The 18,188-nt window shown below is 70.2% G+C and carries 12 protein-coding genes, 1 tRNA gene and 1 pseudogene; 5 read left to right on the top strand and 9 right to left on the bottom strand.

Annotated features, from left to right (window positions below; all coding sequences use genetic code 11):
* Positions 1-14: 14 nt before the first annotated feature.
* Entirely contained in the window at positions 15-671 is a 657-nt protein-coding gene (locus FHS39_RS09885) for an ANTAR domain-containing response regulator (RefSeq protein ID WP_045934419.1), read from the bottom strand.
* 99 nt (positions 672-770) lie between these two features.
* Between FHS39_RS09885 and FHS39_RS09880 the strand changes: the two genes are divergently transcribed.
* Positions 771-843 (top strand) — tRNA-Leu (locus tag FHS39_RS09880).
* Between the two features lie 112 nt (positions 844-955).
* A pseudogene (locus tag FHS39_RS09875) lies at positions 956-1,396 on the top strand (helix-turn-helix domain-containing protein); the annotation flags it as partial.
* On the opposite strand, the gene pyk reads toward FHS39_RS09875, so the two are convergent.
* Positions 1,393-2,817, bottom strand: a complete 1,425-nt coding sequence (gene pyk, locus FHS39_RS09870) for a pyruvate kinase (RefSeq protein WP_184348415.1) — start codon at positions 2,815-2,817, stop codon at positions 1,393-1,395. The pseudogene FHS39_RS09875 and the gene pyk sit on opposite strands and share 4 nt — an antisense overlap.
* A gap of 157 nt (positions 2,818-2,974) precedes the next feature.
* Positions 2,975-3,673, bottom strand: a complete 699-nt coding sequence (locus FHS39_RS09865; RefSeq protein ID WP_184348413.1) for an SIMPL domain-containing protein — start codon at positions 3,671-3,673, stop codon at positions 2,975-2,977.
* Between the two features lie 156 nt (positions 3,674-3,829).
* Here FHS39_RS09865 and FHS39_RS09860 point away from each other — a divergent pair, with 156 nt between their 5' ends.
* The gene (locus tag FHS39_RS09860) at positions 3,830-5,638 is read left to right on the top strand and encodes a 5'-nucleotidase C-terminal domain-containing protein (RefSeq protein ID WP_184348411.1); all 1,809 of its coding nucleotides are present in this window, start codon (positions 3,830-3,832) and stop codon (positions 5,636-5,638) included.
* Here FHS39_RS09860 and FHS39_RS09855 read toward each other — a convergent pair.
* Together FHS39_RS09855 and FHS39_RS09850 are read right to left on the bottom strand one after the other, a co-directional pair.
* On the bottom strand, positions 5,594-7,021 hold the full coding sequence (locus FHS39_RS09855) for a lysine N(6)-hydroxylase/L-ornithine N(5)-oxygenase family protein (RefSeq protein WP_184348409.1): 1,428 nt from the start codon (positions 7,019-7,021) through the stop codon (positions 5,594-5,596). The two genes, FHS39_RS09860 and FHS39_RS09855, sit on opposite strands and share 45 nt — an antisense overlap.
* Entirely contained in the window at positions 7,018-8,436 is a 1,419-nt protein-coding gene (locus FHS39_RS09850; protein WP_184348407.1) for a pyridoxal phosphate-dependent decarboxylase family protein, read from the bottom strand. The genes FHS39_RS09855 and FHS39_RS09850 overlap by 4 nt, the downstream gene beginning before the upstream one ends.
* Before the next feature lie 216 nt (positions 8,437-8,652).
* Here FHS39_RS09850 and FHS39_RS09845 point away from each other — a divergent pair, with 216 nt between their 5' ends.
* The gene (locus FHS39_RS09845; RefSeq protein WP_184348405.1) at positions 8,653-9,192 is read left to right on the top strand and encodes a F0F1 ATP synthase subunit B; all 540 of its coding nucleotides are present in this window, start codon (positions 8,653-8,655) and stop codon (positions 9,190-9,192) included.
* An 87-nt stretch (positions 9,193-9,279) separates the two neighbouring features.
* Here FHS39_RS09845 and pepN read toward each other — a convergent pair whose 3' ends face one another.
* The 3 genes from pepN to FHS39_RS09830 form a co-directional block, all read right to left on the bottom strand.
* A complete protein-coding gene (pepN, locus tag FHS39_RS09840; protein WP_184348403.1) occupies positions 9,280-11,775 on the bottom strand; it encodes an aminopeptidase N in 2,496 nt (831 codons plus the stop codon).
* Between the two features lie 74 nt (positions 11,776-11,849).
* Positions 11,850-12,170 (bottom strand): chorismate mutase, encoded by a 321-nt coding sequence (locus FHS39_RS09835; protein ID WP_045934579.1) that lies wholly within the window; start codon positions 12,168-12,170, stop codon positions 11,850-11,852.
* An 11-nt stretch (positions 12,171-12,181) separates the two neighbouring features.
* Positions 12,182-13,072: a helix-turn-helix domain-containing protein gene (locus tag FHS39_RS09830; protein WP_184348401.1), complete on the bottom strand. Its 891-nt coding sequence runs from the start codon at positions 13,070-13,072 to the stop codon at positions 12,182-12,184.
* A gap of 122 nt (positions 13,073-13,194) precedes the next feature.
* Between FHS39_RS09830 and FHS39_RS09825 the strand changes: the two genes are divergently transcribed.
* Complete coding sequence (locus FHS39_RS09825) at positions 13,195-15,012, top strand: beta-galactosidase (protein ID WP_184348399.1); 1,818 nt, start codon at positions 13,195-13,197, stop codon at positions 15,010-15,012.
* Positions 15,013-15,044: 32 nt separating this feature from the next.
* Here FHS39_RS09825 and FHS39_RS09820 read toward each other — a convergent pair whose 3' ends face one another.
* On the bottom strand, positions 15,045-18,119 hold the full coding sequence (locus FHS39_RS09820; protein ID WP_184348397.1) for an endo-alpha-N-acetylgalactosaminidase family protein: 3,075 nt from the start codon (positions 18,117-18,119) through the stop codon (positions 15,045-15,047).
* Between the last annotated feature and the right edge of the window lie 69 nt (positions 18,120-18,188).

Genomic DNA, 18,188 nt, shown 5'->3' with positions numbered 1-18,188 from the left:
TCCGGCCGAGGCGGCTACTGCTCCTTGGCCTTCTTGTCCTGCTTCTCCTGCGCATCCTCGATGACCGCCTCGGCCACCTGCTGCATCGACATCCGGCGATCCATCGACGTCTTCTGGATCCACCGGAACGCGGCGGGCTCGGTCAGCCCGTACTGCGTCTGCAGAATGCTCTTCGCGCGGTCCACCAGCTTGCGCGTCTCCAGCCGCTGGGAAAGATCGGCGATCTCCCTCTCCAGCGCCTTCATCTCCGTGAAGCGCGAGACGGCCATCTCGATCGCCGGCACGACGTCGCTCTTGCTGAACGGCTTCACCAGGTACGCCATCGCACCCGCGTCCCGGGCACGCTCGACGAGGTCGCGCTGCGAGAAGGCGGTGAGCATCAGGACGGGGGCGATCGAATCGGCCGCGATCCGCTCCGCGGCGGAGATCCCGTCGAGCACCGGCATCTTCACATCGAGGATGACCAGGTCAGGCTGGTGCTCCCGCGCCAGCGCCACGGCCGTCTCGCCGTCGCCCGCCTCGCCCACGACGGAGTAGCCCTCTTCTTCGAGCATCTCCTTGAGGTCGAGCCGGATCAGGGCCTCGTCCTCGGCGATCACGACACGGGTGGTGTGCGGAGGGGTGTGCTGCGGCTCGTCGTCGACGGGCGGCTGGGGCTCGGCGGCGGTCACGGGACTCCTCTTTAAGGGAAGGTGGTGCCCCACGAGCCTACCTACGTCCTGTAGGTTTGATACACGACCTAGTTACGCTAACCTTGGTTTCATAGGCCAGCCTCGGTAGTCCAGCGGGAGAGACACGGTGCTCAAACCACCGACAGCGTGGGTTCGAATCCCACCCGGGGCACTTTACCTTCATTTCGAAGGTCGGGGAATGCTTGGCGATCTTCACTCGCCTTGATGAACAACCCTTCGAATCGGCCCGTGATGGCAGCGTTCCAGCCAAGCTCGCGGGGGCGGTGATGCCGATGCCCAGCGTGAAGCGTCGGCAGAAGCAGGGCTGCGCCGAGGTGAAGTCCTACAGCCAGCACTGGCCGTGCATGTTCCCCCAGCACGGCCCCGGCAAGAAGCATGAGCGGCGCATCGTCCTGGAGCCCTGGCAGCAGGAGATCGTCGACGCGTACCCCTGGGAGTTCATACGCGGTCTCTTCCACTCCGACGGCTGCCGGATCACCAACTGGACCACACGCCTGGTCGGCGGCGAGCGCAAGCGCTACGAGTACCCGCGGTACTTCTTCACCAACAAGTCCGACGACATCCGGAAGCTGCACTCCGACACCCTGGACAAGGTCGGCGTCGAGTGGAAGATGACCCGACGCGGCAGCGACCCATTCAACATCTCCGTAGCCCGCCGCGCCTCCGTCGCCCTCATGGACGCCCACGTCGGCCCGAAGTTCTAGTCCCCTTCCCCGATGTGGTGCACCCGCACCAGGTTCGTCGTGCCCGCCATCCCCGGCGGGGAGCCCGCTGTGATGATCACCATGTCGCCCTTGCGGCAGCGCCCGATGCGGAGGAGGTATTCGTCGACCTGGTCGACCATCTCGTCCGTCGTCTGGACCATGGGGCCCAGGAATGTCTCCACACCCCACGTCAGGTTGAGCTGCGAGCGCGTCGCCGGCTCGGGGGTGAAGGCCAGCAGGGGGATCGGCGAGCGGTAGCGCGAGAGGCGGCGGACCGTGTCACCGGATTGAGTGAAGGCGACCAGGAACTTCGCGCCGAGGAAGTCGCCCATCTCCGCGGCGGCGCGGGCGACGGCGCCGCCCTGGGTGCGGGGCTTGCTGCGTTCGGTCAGCGGTGGGAGGCCCTTGGCCAAGACGTCCTCCTCCGCCGCGGCCACGATGCGGCCCATGGTCTTGACGGTCTCGACGGGGTACTTGCCGACGCTCGTCTCGCCGCTGAGCATCACCGCATCCGTGCCGTCGATGACCGCGTTGGCGACGTCCGAGGCCTCGGCCCGGGTGGGGCGGGATACGTCGATCATCGAGTCGAGCATCTGGGTGGCCACGATGACCGGCTTCGCATTGCGCTTGGCCAGCTTGATGGCGCGTTTTTGAACGATCGGGACCATTTCCAGGGGCATTTCGACGCCCAGGTCACCGCGGGCGACCATGATGCCGTCGAACGCGGCGACGATGCCGTCGAGGTTCTCGACCGCCTGCGGCTTTTCGATCTTGGCGATGACGGGCAGGCGGCGGCCTTCGTCGTCCATGACGCGGTGGACGTCGGCGATGTCCGCGGCGCTGCGGACGAAGGAGAGGGCGATGATGTCGGCGCCGGTGGTGATGGCCCAGCGGAGGTCTTCGACGTCCTTTGCGGAGAGGGCGGGGACGGAGACGGCGACGCCCGGGAGGTTGAGGCCCTTGTGGTCGGAGACCATGCCTCCTTCGAGGACGAGCGTTTTGACGCGTGGGCCGCTGACCTCCACGACCTCCAGGGTGACGCGGCCGTCGTCGACGAGGATGCGTTCGCCCTTGGTGACGTCGGCGGCCAGTCCGTCGTAGGTGGTGCCGCAGCGGTGGCGGTCGCCTTCGATCTCCTCGACGGTGATGGTGAATTCGTCGCCGCGTTCAAGGAGTACGGGGCCTTCGCGGAATCGCCCGAGGCGGATCTTCGGGCCTTGAAGGTCGGCGAGGATGCCGATGTTGCGGCCGGTCTCCTCGGCCGCCTTGCGTACTCGCTCGTACCGGGCCTCGTGGGCGGCGTAGGTGCCATGGCTGAGGTTGAAGCGGGCAACGTCCATGCCGGCTTCGACGAGGGCCTTGATCTGCTCGTATGAGTCGGTCGCGGGGCCCAGGGTGCAGACGATTTTGGCTCGGCGCATGTCTCGACCTTATGACCTACCGGCGAGTAGAGAATTGGCCTGCCGTATCTCGCCAACGTCCGTTGAGTGAAAGCTTGTTGACACCTTGTGAAACGTGCAGAGGGGTGCTCCGATGAGCATCCGGAAGGCGCCGGGAGCACCCTTCGCCGCGGCTGGTTCAGAGAGTGGGCCGGGTCATCGTAAAGCGGGCGTTGACGTGGGCGTAGACGGTCTGGCGCTGGGGTTCGAGATCGAGGGCGGGCGCGGGGGCGGCGGCTCCGCCGTATGCGGCGCGCATCATTCCGCCGGGGGCGGGCGGCAGGCCGGGGACGGCGTTTTCGGCGCCGGTGTCGGCGATTTCTACGACGGCCGCGAGTTCGGCGCCGAGCGCGGCGGCGTATTCGCGGGCACGCTGGACGGCTTCGCGTACGGCTTGCTGCCGGGCTTCGCGGTGGGCCGGCGAGTCGGGGCGCAGTGTCCACCAGGGTCCGTCGACGCCGGTGAGGTCGAGGTCGGCGAGGCGGGTGGTGAGTTCGCCGAGGGCGGTGAAGTCGTTGAGGGTGGCGGTGAGGCGGACGGTGCCGTGGTAGGCGCGGATGCGTTCGTGGCGGCCTTTTTCGGTGAGTTGGGGGGTGATGGAGAAGGTGCCGGTTTCGAGTTTTTCGACGGCGTGGCCGTAGGTGCGGATGAGGTTGAGGACGTGGTTGTTGCGGTTGGTGAGGTCTTCGAGGGTGTTGCGGCGGTCGGTGTTGCGGGCGTTGACAGTGATGGTGATGCGGGCGATTTCGGGGTCGACTTCGAGGCGGGCTTCGCCGCGGACGGCGACGCGGGGGGCGTCGGGGGTTCCGTAGGGCAGGGGTTGGCTGGGTGTGGTCATGGGATCAGCGTCTCAGAGGCTGTGTCGGAGGTCATCGGATCGCAACCTTGCAAGGCTGTTGCGGGTGCGGCTCGGGAGGTCAGAATCTACGCGCGTTGGTATGCAACAACGCTGATCTGACTGACCATCAGTTTCCAAGTGGGGAGAACAGAACATATGCCGCTCAACCGGAGGAATTTCCTGGGGAGTACCGCGGTGACGGGTGCGGGGGTGGCTCTTGCCGGGACGGTGGGTGCCGGCTCTGCCGAGGCTGCGGGGGCCGCGGAGCCCGCGGCCCGGCGGAAGAAGCGCTATTCCTTTACGGTCATGGGTACTACGGATCTGCACGGCAATGCCCTGAACTGGGATTATTTCACCGATGCGGAGTTCGACGACAAGGCGCACAACGATGTGGGCCTGGCAAAGATTTCCACGCTGGTGAACAAGGTGCGTGCGGAGAAGGGGCGCCATAACACCCTGCTCATCGATGCAGGTGACACGATTCAGGGTACGCAGCTGTCGTACTACTACGCCCGGGTGGATCCGATCACGCGGGCGCACGGTCCGGTGCATCCGATGGCGCGGGCGATGAATGCGATCGGCTACGACGCGGCGGCCCTGGGGAATCACGAGTTCAACTACGGCATTCCGACGCTGCGGAAGTTCGAGGAGCAGTGCCACTTCCCGATCCTGGGGGCGAACGCCCTGGACGCGAAGACGTTGCGGCCGGCGTTCCCGCCGTATGTGATCAAGAAGGTGCACACGCCGCACGGCCGTGATGTGCGGGTGGCGATCCTGGGGCTGACGAATCCCGGTATCGCGATCTGGGACAAGGCGAATGTGCAGGGGAAGATGGTGTTCCCGGGCCTGGAGGAGCAGGCGGCGAAGTGGGTGCCGAAGCTTCGCTCGATGGGGGCGGACGTGGTGATCGTGGCCGCGCATGCGGGTGCGAGCGGTACGTCGTCGTACGGTGACCAGTTGCCGTACATCGAGAATTCCGCGGCGTTGGTGGCGGAGCAGGTGCCCGGCATCGATGCGATTCTGGTGGGGCATGCGCACACGGAGATTCCCGAGTACCGGGTGGCGAACAAGAAGACCGGCAAGCAGGTGGTGCTGTCGGAGCCGTTGAAGTGGGGGCAGCGGCTGACGCTGTTCGACTTCGCCCTGGTGTGGGACCGGGGGCGCTGGCAGGTGGAGTCGGTGTCGGCGAAGGTGCTGAATTCCAATACGGTGGCGGAGGACCCGAAGATCACGGGGTTGCTGCGGGATCAGCATCGCAAGGTCGTGACGTATGTGAACCAGGTGATCGGTACGTCGTCGGCGGCGATGAGCGCGGCGGAGGCGGCGTACAAGGACACCCCGGTGATCGATTTCATCAATCATGTGCAGGCCGAGACGGTGAAGGCGGCGCTGGCGGGTACGGCCTACGCTTCGCTGCCGGTGGTGTCGCAGGCCTCGTGCTTCTCACGGACCGCGGGGATTCCGGCGGGCAAGGTCACGATCCGCGAGGTGGCCGGTCTGTATCCGTTCGAGAACACCCTGGAGGCGCGGCTGTTGACGGGTGCGCAGCTGCGTGCGTATCTGGAGTTCTCGGCTCATTACTATGTGCAGACGCCGGCGGGTGCGCCGGTGGATCCGGCGAAGCTGACGAATGCGGAGAGCATTCCGGACTTCAATTACGATGCGGTCAGCGGCCTCTCGTACGAGATCGACATCGCGAAGGCGCCGGGTTCGCGCATCGTGAATCTTTCGTTCGACGGGAAGCCGCTGGTGGATTCCGCGCAGTTCGTGCTGGCGGTGAACAACTACCGGGCGAGTGGTGGCGGTAATTTCCCGCATGTGGCGCGGGCCAAGCAGGTGTGGGCGAACTCCGAGGAGATCCGTAACACGATCATCGCTTGGGTGAAGGCGAAGGGGGCCATTGACGTGGGGACGTTTGCGTCAGTGGACTGGAAGCTGACGCGGGATGGTGTGCCGGTTTTCTGAGGTGTGGTTCTGGGGCCGTGGCTGTGGCCGCGGCTCCAGGCCGAAGGTGGTGAAGGCGGTGCGGTCGGGCAGGGGGTAGGGGTCTTTGCCCGTGATGGCGTTGAGGATGACGGCGCTGCGCCAGGCGGCGAGGCCGAGGTCGGGGGCGCCGACGCCGTGGGTGTGGGTTTCGGCGTTCTGGACGTGGACGGCTCCCTTGACGGAGGGGTCGAGGACGAGCCGGTGGTGTTCGTCGATGCGGGGGCGGCCGCCCGAGTCGCGGCGGATGTAGGGGTCGAGGGCGGCGAGCAGGGTGTCGACGCGGCGTTCGCGGTAGCCGGTGGCGAGGACGACGGCGTCGGTGGTGAGGCGGGAGCGGGTGCCTTGCTGGGTGTGTTCGATGTGGAGTTCGACGCGGGTGGTGCCGACGCGGCCTGCGGTGCGGACGAAGACTCCTGGGGTGAGGACGGTGTCGGGCCAGCCGCCGTGGAGGCTGCGGCGGTAGAGCTCGTCGTGGATGGCGGCGATGGTGTGGGCGTCGATGCCTTGGTGGAGCTGCCATTGCCGGGGCAGGACCTGGTCGCGTACGGATTCGGGGAGTGCGCGGAAGTAGTGGGTGTAGTCCGGCGTGAAGTGTTCGAGGCCGAGCTTGCTGTATTCCATGGGGGCGAAGGCGGGGCTGCGGGCGAGCCAGTGGAGCTTTTCGCGGCCTTCGGGGCGGTGGCGCAGGAGGTCGAGGAAGACCTCGGCGCCTGATTGTCCGGCGCCGATGACGGTGATGTGTTCGGCCGCGAGGAGTTTCTCGCGATGGTCGAGGTAGTCGGCGGAGTGGACGACGGGGACGCCGGGGGCTTCGGCGAGGGGGCGCAGGGGTTCGGGGATGTAGGGGGCGGTGCCGACGCCGAGGACGAGGTTGCGGGTGTAGGCGCGGCCGAGGGCGTCGGCTTCGCCTTCGGGGTCGAGCTGGGTGTAGTCGATTTCGAAGAGGACGCGTTCGGGGTTCCAGCGGACGGCGTCGATGTGGTGGTTGAAGTGGAGGCCGGTGAGGTTCTGGCTGACCCAGCGGCAGTAGGCGTCGTATTCGGCGCGATGGATGTGGTGGCGCTCGGCGAAGTAGAAGGGGAAGAGGCGTTCGCGTGTTTTGAGGTAGTTGAGGAAGCTCCAGGGGCTGGTGGGGTCGGCGAGGGTGACGAGGTCGGCGAGGTGGGCGACCTGGAGGGTGGTGCCGTCGATGAGGAGGCCGGGGTGCCAGTGGAAGGCGGGGTTCTGGTCGTAGAAGGCGGTGCGGAGCTCTCCGAGGGGCGCGGCGAGGGCTGCGAGGGAGAGGTTGAAGGGGCCGATGCCGATGCCGACGAGGTCGAGGGGTTGGTCGACGGCGGAGGCGGCGGGCTGGGGGGTGGTCATCGAGGGGTGTGGCCTTCCACGAGGTTCAGGAGGTGCTGGAGGTCTTCGGTGCGGGTGTGGGGGTTGAGGAGGGTGGCTTTGAGCCAGAGGCCTTGGGGGGTGGTGGTGCGGCCGAGGACGGCGTGGCCGGTGCGTAGGAGGCGGCGTCGGGTGCGGGCGGTGGTGCGGTCGTCGGCGCCTTTGGGGCGGAAGAGGACGGTGCTGATGGTGGGGCGGGAGTGGAGTTCGAGGGTGGGGCGGGCGTCGATGAGGTCGGCGAGGTGGTGGGCGGTGGCGCAGACGCGTTCGACGAGGTCGGCGATGCCGCGGCGGCCGAGGGCGCGGAGGGTGACGGTGATTTTGAAGATGTCGGGGCGGCGGGTGGTGCGTAGGGAGCGGTGGAGGAGGTTGGGAAGGCCGGCTTCGGTGTCGTCGGGGGCGTTGAGGTAGTCGGCTTGATGGGTGAGGTGGTGGTGGAGGGGGGTGGTGTCGGGGAGGGCGAGGAGGCCGGCGGAGATGGGCTGCCAGCCGAGTTTGTGGAGGTCGAGGGTGACGGTGGTGGCGCGGTCGAGGCCGGTGAGGGCGGTTTTGAGGGTGTGGCTGAAGAGGAGTGGTCCGCCGTAGGCGGCGTCGATATGGAGGGGGGTGTGGTGGGTGTCGCAGAGGTCGGCGATCTGTGGGAGGGGGTCGATGCTGCCGGTGTCGGTGGTGCCGGCGGTGGCGATGACGAGGGTGGGGGTGGCGTGGAGGCGGGTGAGGGCGGTGTGGAGGTCGGCGGGGTCGAGGGTGCCGGTGGGGGTGGGGATGGCGTGGGGGGCGGGGAGGCCGAGGAGCCAGGCGGAGCGGTGGATGCTGTGGTGGGCGTTGGCTCCGCAGATGATCTGGAGGGGGGTGTGGGTGGTGGTGCGGGCGGCTTCGCGGGCGAGGAGGAGGGCGAGCTGGTTGGACTCGGTGCCGCCGGTGGTGACGAGGGCGTCGGCCGTGGGGTGGTCGGGGTAGGCGAGGGCGGCGAGGGCCCGGGTGGTGAGGGCTTCCAGTGCGGTGGCGGAGGGTGCCTGGTCCCAGGAGTCGAGAGAGGGGTTGAGCGCTCCGGCGGCGAGGTCGGCTGCGGTGGCGAGTGCGAGGGGCGGGCCGTGGAGGTGAGCGGCGCAGCGGGGGTCGGCGGGGTCGGCGGCGCCTTCGGCGAGGGTTTGGACGAGGGTGTGGAGGGCTTCGTCGGGGCCGGTGCCGTGTTCGGGGAGGACGGGGGTGGCGGCGGCTTGGACGCGGGCGGCGACGGCGTCGGGGCCGCCGGTGGGCAGGGGGCCGCCGCGGGCGGTTGCGCCGCGGGCGAGGGCGTGGAGGGTGGTGTCGAGGAGGGGGCGCAGGGCGTGGGTGCCTTGGGTACCGCCCGCGAGTGCCGTGGGTGCGGGGTGGGCTGAGGGCGGCGCAGGCATGGGTGTGCCCCTTTTTTGTTGATTTCCTGGTGGTGGCGGGTCCGGGCCGACACCGGCCGCCCAAGCTACCGGCTGTGCACGCTGTGTGACCTCGAGTGGGGAAGGGTTCGCCCGATGGTGGTATCGCCCGGGTTCATGCCTTGTGGCGGGGCGGAGTTGGGATGTTCGGTGGGTGCCGGGCCCGGGTGCGGTCGGGCTTCGGGGTACCCTGCACCCATGAACTTTGCTATCGACGTCGGACCGCTCAAGCCCGAGCCCGCGCCGCTCGTGCTCGGGTTCGTCCTCTTCTTCGTCGTCTTCGCGGTGATGGCGAAGGTGATCCTGCCCCGGATCAACAAGGTCCTGGTGCAGCGCGAGAAGGCCACCGAGGGTCGTTTCGAGGAGGCCGAGGAGACGCGCGCCGAGGCGGCGCGGGTCCACGCCGAGTACCAGGCGCTGCTGGCCGAGGCCCGTCATGAGGCGGCCCGGCTGCGTCAGGAGTCGGTGGAGCAGGGCACGGCGATCATCGCGGAGCTGCGGGCCGAGGGCCAGCGGCAGCGTGAGGAGATCATCTCCGCCGGTCACGCGGTGATCGACGCCGAGCGTGCGGTCGCCGAGGCCGAGCTGCGCGAGCAGGTCGGTGCGCTGGCGACGGAGCTGGCGGGCAAGATCGTCGGCGAGTCCATGGCGGACTACGCGCGGGAGAGCGGGATCGTCGACCGCTTCCTGGAGGAGCTGCGTACGGCGGAGGCGGCGGCGCCCGAGGCGCGCGACTGACCGTTTCCCGGTCCTTAAGATCCGTACGAACGGCCCCGCACCCTGGAAAGGGTGCGGGGCCGTTTGCATGCCTGCTTTTCGGACGTCTCAGGCGTGGGCGGCCCGGATGGTCAGGGCGCGGCGCAGGTCGTCGAGCTGGTCGGTGAGTTTGCGGCGCAGCGCGGGGGTGATGTCGGGGTGGTGCAGGCTCTCTTCGCCCAGGCTCAGGGTGGTGTCGTCGGCGAGGGCGAGGGGGAAGGCGTAGCGGCCGGCGGCGTCGGCGAGGGCGGGGCCGCGGCGGGCGGCGAGGGCGATGGCGTCGGGGAAGTAGCGGGTGAGGTAGGGGGTGAGGATGTCGCGCTGTTCGGGCTGCCAGAAGCCGGTGGCGGTGGCGGTGAAGAGGTAGTTGGACAGGTCGTCGGTGGCGAACATGGCGTGCCAGGCGGCTTCCTTGGCCGCGGGGTCGGGGAGGGCGGCGTGGCAGCGGGCGGCGCCTTCGCGGCCGGTGGCGCTGGGGTCGCGGGTGAGTTCGGCGTCGATTTCGGTGTGGTCGGTGGCGCCGAGGACAGCGAGGCGGGCGAGGATGCGCCAGCGCAGTTCGGGGTCGAGGGCGGGGCCGTCGGGGACGGTGCCGGCGTCGAGCCAGGTGCGCAGGGTGGTGGGGGTGGTGGCGCTGCTGACGAGGGCGCGGACGGCGGTGAGGCGGGGGCCCTGGCCGGGTGTGGTGCGGTCGAGGATGTCGCGGCAGAGGGCGTCGAGGGTGGCGAGGGCCCGGGTGCGGGCGGTGCCGGTGAGGTAGAGGTCGGCGATCTGGGTGCGGGCGAAGGACAGGACGCCTTGGACGAGGGCGTTGTCGGTTTCGTGGGGCAGGTGGGTGCGGGCGGCGTCGAGGTAGGCGGTGGGGGCGAGCTCGCCGTCGCGGACCATGTCGCGGGCGGCGTTCCAGAGGACGGCGCGGGTGAGGGGTTCGGGGAGGCCGGACAGGGCGCGCAGGGCGGTGTCCCAGGAGGCCGGGTCGAGGCGGACCTTGGCGTAGGTGAGGTCGTCGTCGTTGAGCAGGAGCAGGTCGGGGCGGGGGCCGGTGAGGGTGAGGGGGTGGGCGGTGCCTTCGGCGGGCAGGTCGAGCTCGGCGCGTTCGCGGGGGACGAGCCGTGTGGGGTCGGCGGGGTCGTGGTCGTAGAGGCCGAGGGCGATGTGGTGGGGCCGGGTGCCGTCGTGGTCGACGGTGAGCTGCCACTGGTCGTCGGCGGTGGTGACCTGGGGGGTGAGGGTGTCGACGCCGGTGGTGCGCAGCCAGTGGGCGGCCCACGTGTGCACGTCGCGGCTGGTGGTGCGGGCGAGGGAGTCGAGGAAGTCGGCGAGGGTGGCGTTGCCGAAGCGGTGGCGGGTGAAGTGGTCGTTGATGCCGGCGAGGAAGTCCTTTTCGCCGAGCCAGGCGACAAGTTGGCGCAGGGCGGAGGCGCCCTTGGCGTAGGAGATGCCGTCGAAGTTCAGCAGGGCGGAGGCGGTGTCGGGGACGGCGTCGGGGTGGGGGGCGACGGCGTGGGTGGAGGGGCGCTGGTCGGCGTCGTAGCCCCAGCCCTTGCGGTTGACGCCGAAGTCGGTCCAGGTGTCGCGGAAGGCGGTGGCTTCGGTGAGGGTCTGGAAGCCCATGTATTCGGCGAAGGACTCGTTGAGCCAGATGTCGTCCCACCATTGGAGGGTGACGAGGTCGCCGAACCACATGTGGGCCATTTCGTGGGCGACGACCATGGCGCGGGTCTGGCGTTCGGTGTCGGTGACGGCGGAGCGGTAGACGAATTCGTCGCGGAAGGTGACGAGGCCGGGGTTTTCCATGGCGCCGGCGTTGAATTCGGGGACGAACGCCTGGTCGTAGGAGTCGAAGGGGTAGGGCTCGGTGAATTTCTCGTGGTAGCGGTCGTAGCAGGCGCGGGTGATGCCGAGGATTTCCTCGGCGTCGGCGTCGAGGTAGGGGGCGAGGGAGCGGCGGCAGTGCAGGCCGAAGGGGCGGCCGTCGTGTTCGGTGCGGACGGAGTGCCAGGGTCCGGCGGCGACGGCGACGAGGTAGGTGCTGATCAGCGGGGTCTCGGCGAGGCGCCAGCGGCCGTCGCCGAGGGGGTGGGCGATGCCGTTGCCGAGGACGGTCCAGGCGGGCGGCGCGGTGACGGTGAGCGCGAAGACGGCCTTGAGGTCCGGCTGGTCGAAGGCGGTGAAGACGCGCTGGACGTCGTCCATGAACAGCTGGGTGTAGAGGTAGGTCTCGCCGTCCTCGGGGTCGGTGAAGCGGTGCATGCCTTCGCCGGTGCGTGAGTAGGGCATGTCGGCTTCGGCGTGCAGCTCGTGTCCGCCGGGGGTGAGGGTGAGCGGGAGGCGGTTGTCGTCGAGGGCCGCGGGGTCGAGGGGCTGTCCGTCGAGCGTGACGCGGTGGAGGGTGGCGGGTTTGAGTTCGACGAAGGTGGTGCCGGCGGTGCGGGCGGTGAAGCGGATGGTGGTGGCGGACCGGAAGTGGTCGTCGCCGGTGGTGAGGTCGAGCTCGATGTCGTAGTGGTGAACGTCGAGGAGTCGGGCTCGGGTCTGCGCTTCGTCGCGTGTGAGTGCGGGCATGGGTGGCATCCTGCCCTGACCCGCTGCGTCCTGTAACCGGGGCGGTGCCCCCGGTCCCAGGACGGGTCGGTCCGCTACGCCCGTGCGATCGTCTCGTGGTGGCGGATGACCTCGGCGATGATGAAGTTCAGGAACTTCTCGGCGAAGGCGGGGTCCAGCTTCGCGTTCTCCGCGAGCTGTCGCAGGCGGGCGATCTGGCGGGCTTCGCGGGCCGGGTCGGCGGGCGGCATCTTGTGGGCGGCCTTGAGGTGGCCGACCTGCTGGGTGCACTTGAACCGCTCGGCGAGCATGTGGATCACTGCGGCGTCGATGTTGTCGATGCTGTCGCGCAGTCGGCTCAGCTCGGCGCTGACGGCCTCGTCGGTGGTGTTGCTGTCGTGGGCACTGGTGCTCATGAGTACCGAGCCTATGCGTACGGGCGCGATCGTATGACCGGTGGGTGCTCCGGATCGGGGATGTGGTGGCTCCAGCCGCCGGGCACCGCCTGGCCTTGGCGTTGCCGGAAGCGGATGGGGGCGGTGCCCACCCTCCGGGTGAAGAGGCGGCTGAAGTAGGCGGGGTCGTCGTAGCCGACGCGGCGGGCGACGGCGGCGACGGGCAGCTCGGTGGCGGCGAGGAGTTCCTTGGCGCGGCCCAGGCGGATGCCGAGGAGGTAGTCCTTGGGGCTGCAGCCGGCGCTGCGGCGGACGGCGGTGCGCAGCTCGGCGGGGGTCATGCCGTGGCGTGCGGCGTGCTGGGTGACGGACAGGGGCAGGAAGGCGTCGCGGGCGAGGGCCGTAAGGACGGGGTCGGTGTCGGGGCCGGTCGTGGTGCGGGCGCGGCGCAGGGCGACGAGGAGTTCGTGGACGGCGGCGGAGGTTTCGACTTCGAGGAGGGGGTTGCCGCGGCGGGCGGCACGGGCGATGCGGGCGATGGCGGTGCGGGCCGCGGTGGTGTCGGCGAGGGGGACGAGGGGGTGGTCGGGCTGGATGTAGCCGAGTTCGGTGTAGGCGGTGACGGCGGTGCCGGTGAAGTCGGCGAAGGCTTCGTCCCAGCCGCTGCCGGGGGCGGCGCCGTAGTGGTGGGGGATGCCGGGGGTGAGCCAGAGGAGGGCGGGGGCGGTGACGGAGTGGGTGTGGCCGTCGGGGGTCTGCAGCCAGCCGGTGCCGGCGCTGATGACGACGGCCACGTGGTGGTCGAGGGTGCGGGGGCCGACGGGGGGCAGGGCGCCGTGCTGGAGGCCGACGCCGAGGCAGACGAGGCCGAGGCGGTGGTGGACCGGTCCGGGGGTGAAGTAGCGCATCCAGGTGTGGTACACGCGTGCCTGCCTTTCGGGGCGCCGCCTGCTTCGTCCAATCAGCGCCGATCTTCGTCCATGGCTCCCGGGGCCGCCAGGGGGCGAGGATGGCTGGGGCGTATCGGGGAGCGGGGGCGAGGGCTGTGGCGCGGTTCGTGGTGGGGGACGGCTCGTTCGAGGTGGACGGGCGTCCGGTGCGGCTGCTGTCGGGGGCGTTGCATTACTTCCGGGTGCACGAGGGGCTGTGGGGGCACCGGCTGGGGCTGCTGCGGGCCATGGGTCTCAACTGTGCGGAGACGTATGTGCCGTGGAACTGGCACGAGCCGGCGCCGGGGCGGTGGCGGGATCCGGGGGCCGTGGGGCGTTTCCTGGATGCGGTGGCGGCGGCGGGGCTGTATGCGGTGGTGCGGCCGGGGCCGTACATCTGCGCGGAGTGGGAGAACGGCGGGCTGCCGTCGTGGCTGACGGGGCGGCTGGGGGCGCGGGTGCGTACGCGGGACGAGGAGTTCCTGCGTGCGGTGGGTGCCTGGTGGGACCGGCTGCTGCCCGAGGTGGTGGAGCGGCAGGTCGACCGGGGCGGTCCGGTGGTGTTGGTGCAGGTGGAGAACGAGTACGGGTCGTACGGCAGCGACGGGGTGTACCTGCAGGCTCTGGCGGACGGGCTGAGGGCGCGCGGGGTGAGCGTTCCGCTGGTGACGTCGGACGGGCCGGAGGACCACATGCTGTCGGGTGGTTCGGTGCCGGGGGCGCTGGCGACGGTGAACTTCGGGTCGGGGGCGCGGGAGGCGTTCGAGGTGCTGCGGCGGCATCAGCCGAAGGGGCCGCTGATGTGCATGGAGTTCTGGTGCGGATGGTTTACGCACTGGGGCAGCCGGGAGCCGGTGGTGCGGGAGGCCGGGGAGGCGGCCGAGGCGTTGCGGGAGATCGTGGAGTGCGGGGCGTCCGTGAATCTCTACATGGCGCACGGGGGCACGAATTTCGGGGGGTGGTCGGGCGCCAACCGGGCCGGTGACGATCACCGGGGGGAGCTGTGTCCGACGCTCACGTCGTACGACTACGACGCTCCGGTGGACGAGTTCGGGCGGCCGACGCGGAAGTTCTGGGCGTTCCGGGAGGTGCTGGCGGAGTTCGGTGACGGGCCGCCGCCCGCTCTGCCGCCCGCGCCGCCGATGCTGGCCTCGCCGGTGCGGGCGCAGGTGGCCCGGTGGGCGCCGCTGGGCGAGGTGATGGAGGTGCTCGGCGGTGCGGAGGCCGAGGGGGCGCTGCCGCCGACGTTCGAGGAGCTGGGGGTGGAGCGGGGCGTGGTGCGCTACCGCTTCGAGGTGGCGGGGCCGCGGCGGGCGTATCCGCTGCGGCTGGCGGGGCTGCGGGATATGGCGGTGGTCCGGGTGGAGGCCGTCGGGGAGGAGGGGGTGCGTACGGCCGTGGTGGGCACGGAGGCGGGGTGTGCGGGGGACGTGCCGGGGCCGGCGCGGGTGGAGGTGTGGGTGGAGTCGCTGGGCCGGGTCAATTACGGGCCGCGGCTGGGCGAGACCAAGGGGCTGACGGGCGGGCTGCTCCACGAGCGGCAGTATGTGCACGGGGTGCGGGCGCGGGGGCTGCGGCTGGAGGCGCTGGAGGAGCCGGGGGCGCTGGAGAGGGTGCCGTGGCGGGCGGCGGGCGGGGCGCCTGCCGGGGCGGCGGGGCTCTACCGTGCGGTGGTACGGGTGGCGGGTGCCGGGGATGCGGAGCTGGAGCTGCCGGGCTGGGTGCGGGGCTTCGTGTGGGTCAACGGCTTCTGTCTGGGCCGGTACTGGGACCGGGGGCCGCAGCGGTCGCTGTATGTGCCGGGCCCGGTGCTGTGCGAGGGGGAGAACGAGGTGGTGGTGCTGGAGTACGAGCGGGCGGGCGAGCCCGCTCTGCCGCTGGGCCGGCCCCGTGTGCCCGGGGGGCCGCCCGGCCCGCTGGTCACCGGCCGATGACGGTGGCCAACGGGACGGACCCCCGTGATGGTCTATTGCCCTGGCTCGTGCACGGTGAAGCCATCCAGACAGAATTCGGCGGTCCCACTGTCACCTGTCTTCCGCAGACCCACCCACGCCTCTCCCGTTGCGGGGGTGGTGAATTCGTAGGTGTGCGTCGTGGGCGTGGTGGCGGCCGGCAGGGGCGTACGGGACAGTTCGCGGGCGTGTGGGGCGTCCACGGCCGTGACCCAGGCGTACTGGTCCGCCTGTTCGTTCTCGTAGCGGAACGAGACCCGGTAGCGGCGGCCGGGTCTCAGGCGCACCGTGTGGGGGACGGTGCGGTAGACGAGGCCGGTGTTCTCGCCGCGGGATTTCAGTGACCGGGTCCCGTCGATGACGTCGTCGACGGCCTTGCCGTTCCAGCCGCGCTGCGTGTAGAGGGCGTGGCGTTCGGCGATGTGGGTGCGCGGGTCGGTGGCGCCGCCCGCGTCGCCTTTGACGAAGGGTCCCCAGCCTTGGGGTACGTGCTCGAAGTCCTCGTGTACGAGGGTGCCTTGGGGCAGTTCGGGGCGGTGGGCGGGTACGACGCGCAGGGCGGCGAACCGTACGGGCGCCCGGCCGGCCCGTACGGTCAGCGACAGGGTCACGGGCCCGCCCGTGCCGGGCACGGTGAAGTGGGTGAACATGCGCTGGAAGCGGGTGCCGTGCCGGGCGTCGGCGGCCACGTAGTTGACGGCGGTGGAGGTGTCCGTCCAGTTGGCGGCGGTGACGCCGTCGGCGGTACGGACTTCCAGCGCGGCCCTGCGCCGCTCCCCCGCGACGGCGCCGACCTCGACCTGCACGGAGGCGGCGTAGGTGCCGGGGCGCAGCCGGGCCAGGCGTTGACTGACGGTGGCGGCGCTCCCGGCGGGGATGCACAGTTCGGGGTGGCCGAGGGGGCTGGTGGCGAGGTGTGCGGGGCCGGTGACGTGCCAGGCGTGCAGGGTGCCGGAGTGGAAGCCGGGGTCGCGCAGGGGGGTGCCTTCGCCCCAGGCGGGGTCGGCGGGGGGTGTGCGGGCGAGGGCGGGAGTGAGGACGTAGGGCTGTGCGGGTGCGGCGTGCAGGGTGACGGTGCCGTGGCGTACGGGCACGGTGACGGGGTCGGTGCGGCCGTGGTCGGTGAGGCGGTGCAGGACGACGGTGCGGCGGTGGGACCAGGCGCGGGGCAGGGTCCATGTGGTGGGGCCGCCATGGGGGTTGTAGTGGTAGAGCTTGGCGGGGTCGGTGGCGTGGCGGGGTTCCCAGGGCAGGAGGTAGGTGCCTGCGGTGCAGACGAGCCGGCCGTCGGTGGTGATCTTCCTGGTGCCGTCGGCGTCGGTGACGGTGGTGATGAGGCCGTGGGGTCCGGCGAGGGTGATGGTGTGCTCGTCCCAGGTGTGGACGGGGAAGGCCTGCAGGTATTTGGCGGGGAGGTTTTCGGTCCACAGCTGCCGGTAGAAGGCGTTCCAGTCGGTTTTGCCGCGCCAGCCTTCGAAGTTGCCGAGTTTGGCGGTGCCCAGGAGGGGCCATTTGTCGGCGAAGACGTCCTTTTGGTGGTGCCGGAGGAAGCGGATCAGCTGTGAGTTGATGCCGCGGGAGGTGTCGGGCCCGTAGTCGGTTTCGGTGGCCCAGTGGGACCACAGGCTGGAGCGTTCCAGGCCGTGCCCCCATTCGCTGGTGATGTGCCAGCCCTGTGCGCGCAGGATGCGTTGGAGGCGGTCGGAGTTCCAGCCGGATTCGCGGAAGACGTCGACGTAAAGGGTATTGAGAGCCGGGTCGGTTTCCTCGCGCAGCTGCTTGAAGCGGCGGGCGATGTCGCCCGAGACCAGGTCGCGGCGGGCGTTGATCCGGTAGGACTGGTCCAGCCAGTCCCACTGCCGGTCGCCGGTGTCGACGAGCTTCTCGGAGAAGGCGTGTGCCACCGGATACGCCTCGGTGGTGTTGACGTGCACGGCGAAGTCGCTGTTCCACTTCTTTCCGGCGCGCAGCAGCGTGTTGAGGTCGTCCAGCCCGCCTGCTCCGGTGTTGTGGTTGCCGCCGTAGTCGGGGTGGGCGGAGTCGTGGCCTTCGGACTGGTAGCCCTTGAGGAGGGTGAACTGGCGCAGTCCGTCGGTGGCCAGGTGGATGCGTTTGACGTTGTCGAGGGTGGCGAGGAAGGGGTTGGTGGCCTGGCTGGCGAAGTTGAAGGCGATGTGCGGGACGACGCGCAGGTGCTGTTCGTCGGCGCCGGGCGGGTTGGTCATGATGTCGCGCAGGGCGATCGCGGCGTCCTGCCAGTCGGTTCTGCCGTCGCCGTTGCGGTCCCGGGTGAGGATGACGGTGGCGCGCGGCAGGGGTTCGGTGTCGTGTACGGGGGCGGTGGCGGCCCGGTGTGTCCACTGGCCGCAGGTGAGCTGGGCTTTGGTGTAGCCGGGGCGGGTGAGGGTCTGCCGCCACAGCCGTCCGTTCTCCCATGCGGTGGCCGCGGTCGGCCGGTCGTAGACGGTGTTCGTCTCGATGGCGGCGGCGAGGGCGTCGGTGGAGACGACGGCGTAGGCGCAGCCGGTGGGTTCGGCCTCGGCGGGGGTGTCCGGTGTGACGCGCAGGAGCGTGTCGCCGTTCTTGGCGGCGTCCAGCTGGATGCGGGCGGCCAGCAGCGTGGCTCCCGGCTGGGTGCTGCGGACGCTCAGCAGCGCAAGGTCGGGGATCCGCAGGGTGCCCACGGGCAGGGCGGGGGTGTCGGCGATGCGGGTGACTTTCCAGTCGACGCGGGGGCCGGTGGCACGGATCTCGACGTCGATGCGGGTGCCGCCGGTGAAGGTGAGGGTGTAGGCGGCGTGATCGTCTGCGGTGGTGCAGGTGACGTGCGGGGTGTGCGGGGTTTCGTCGACGAGCAGCGAGGTGACCGGGTCCTCCTGCCCGTACAGCACGGCCCCCGTGGCCCGGTGGGTGTACGAGACGATCCGCGGGAAGGCGGTGTCGACGCGGACGTCGAGCGCGGTGGACCGGATGACGGCTTCCGGCGCGCTGCGGGGTGCTGCGGTGGCGCGGCCGGTCGCGGCGCCGATGCCGATTCCGGCCAGGGCCGTGGTGGCGAGGACGGTCCGCCGGGTGGGGTGGGGGTGCACGTTGCTCGTTCCTCCTCGTGCCGGTTGCTACGGCAGCCACCTTGCGGTGGCGGGAGGGGGCGGCACATG

Source organism: Streptomyces olivoverticillatus (genome assembly GCF_014203555.1).
Classification (GTDB): Bacteria; Actinomycetota; Actinomycetes; order Streptomycetales; family Streptomycetaceae; genus Streptomyces; species Streptomyces olivoverticillatus.
Note: the sequence above shows the minus strand (reverse complement) of the source record. Positions and strands in the feature narration are given on the sequence as shown.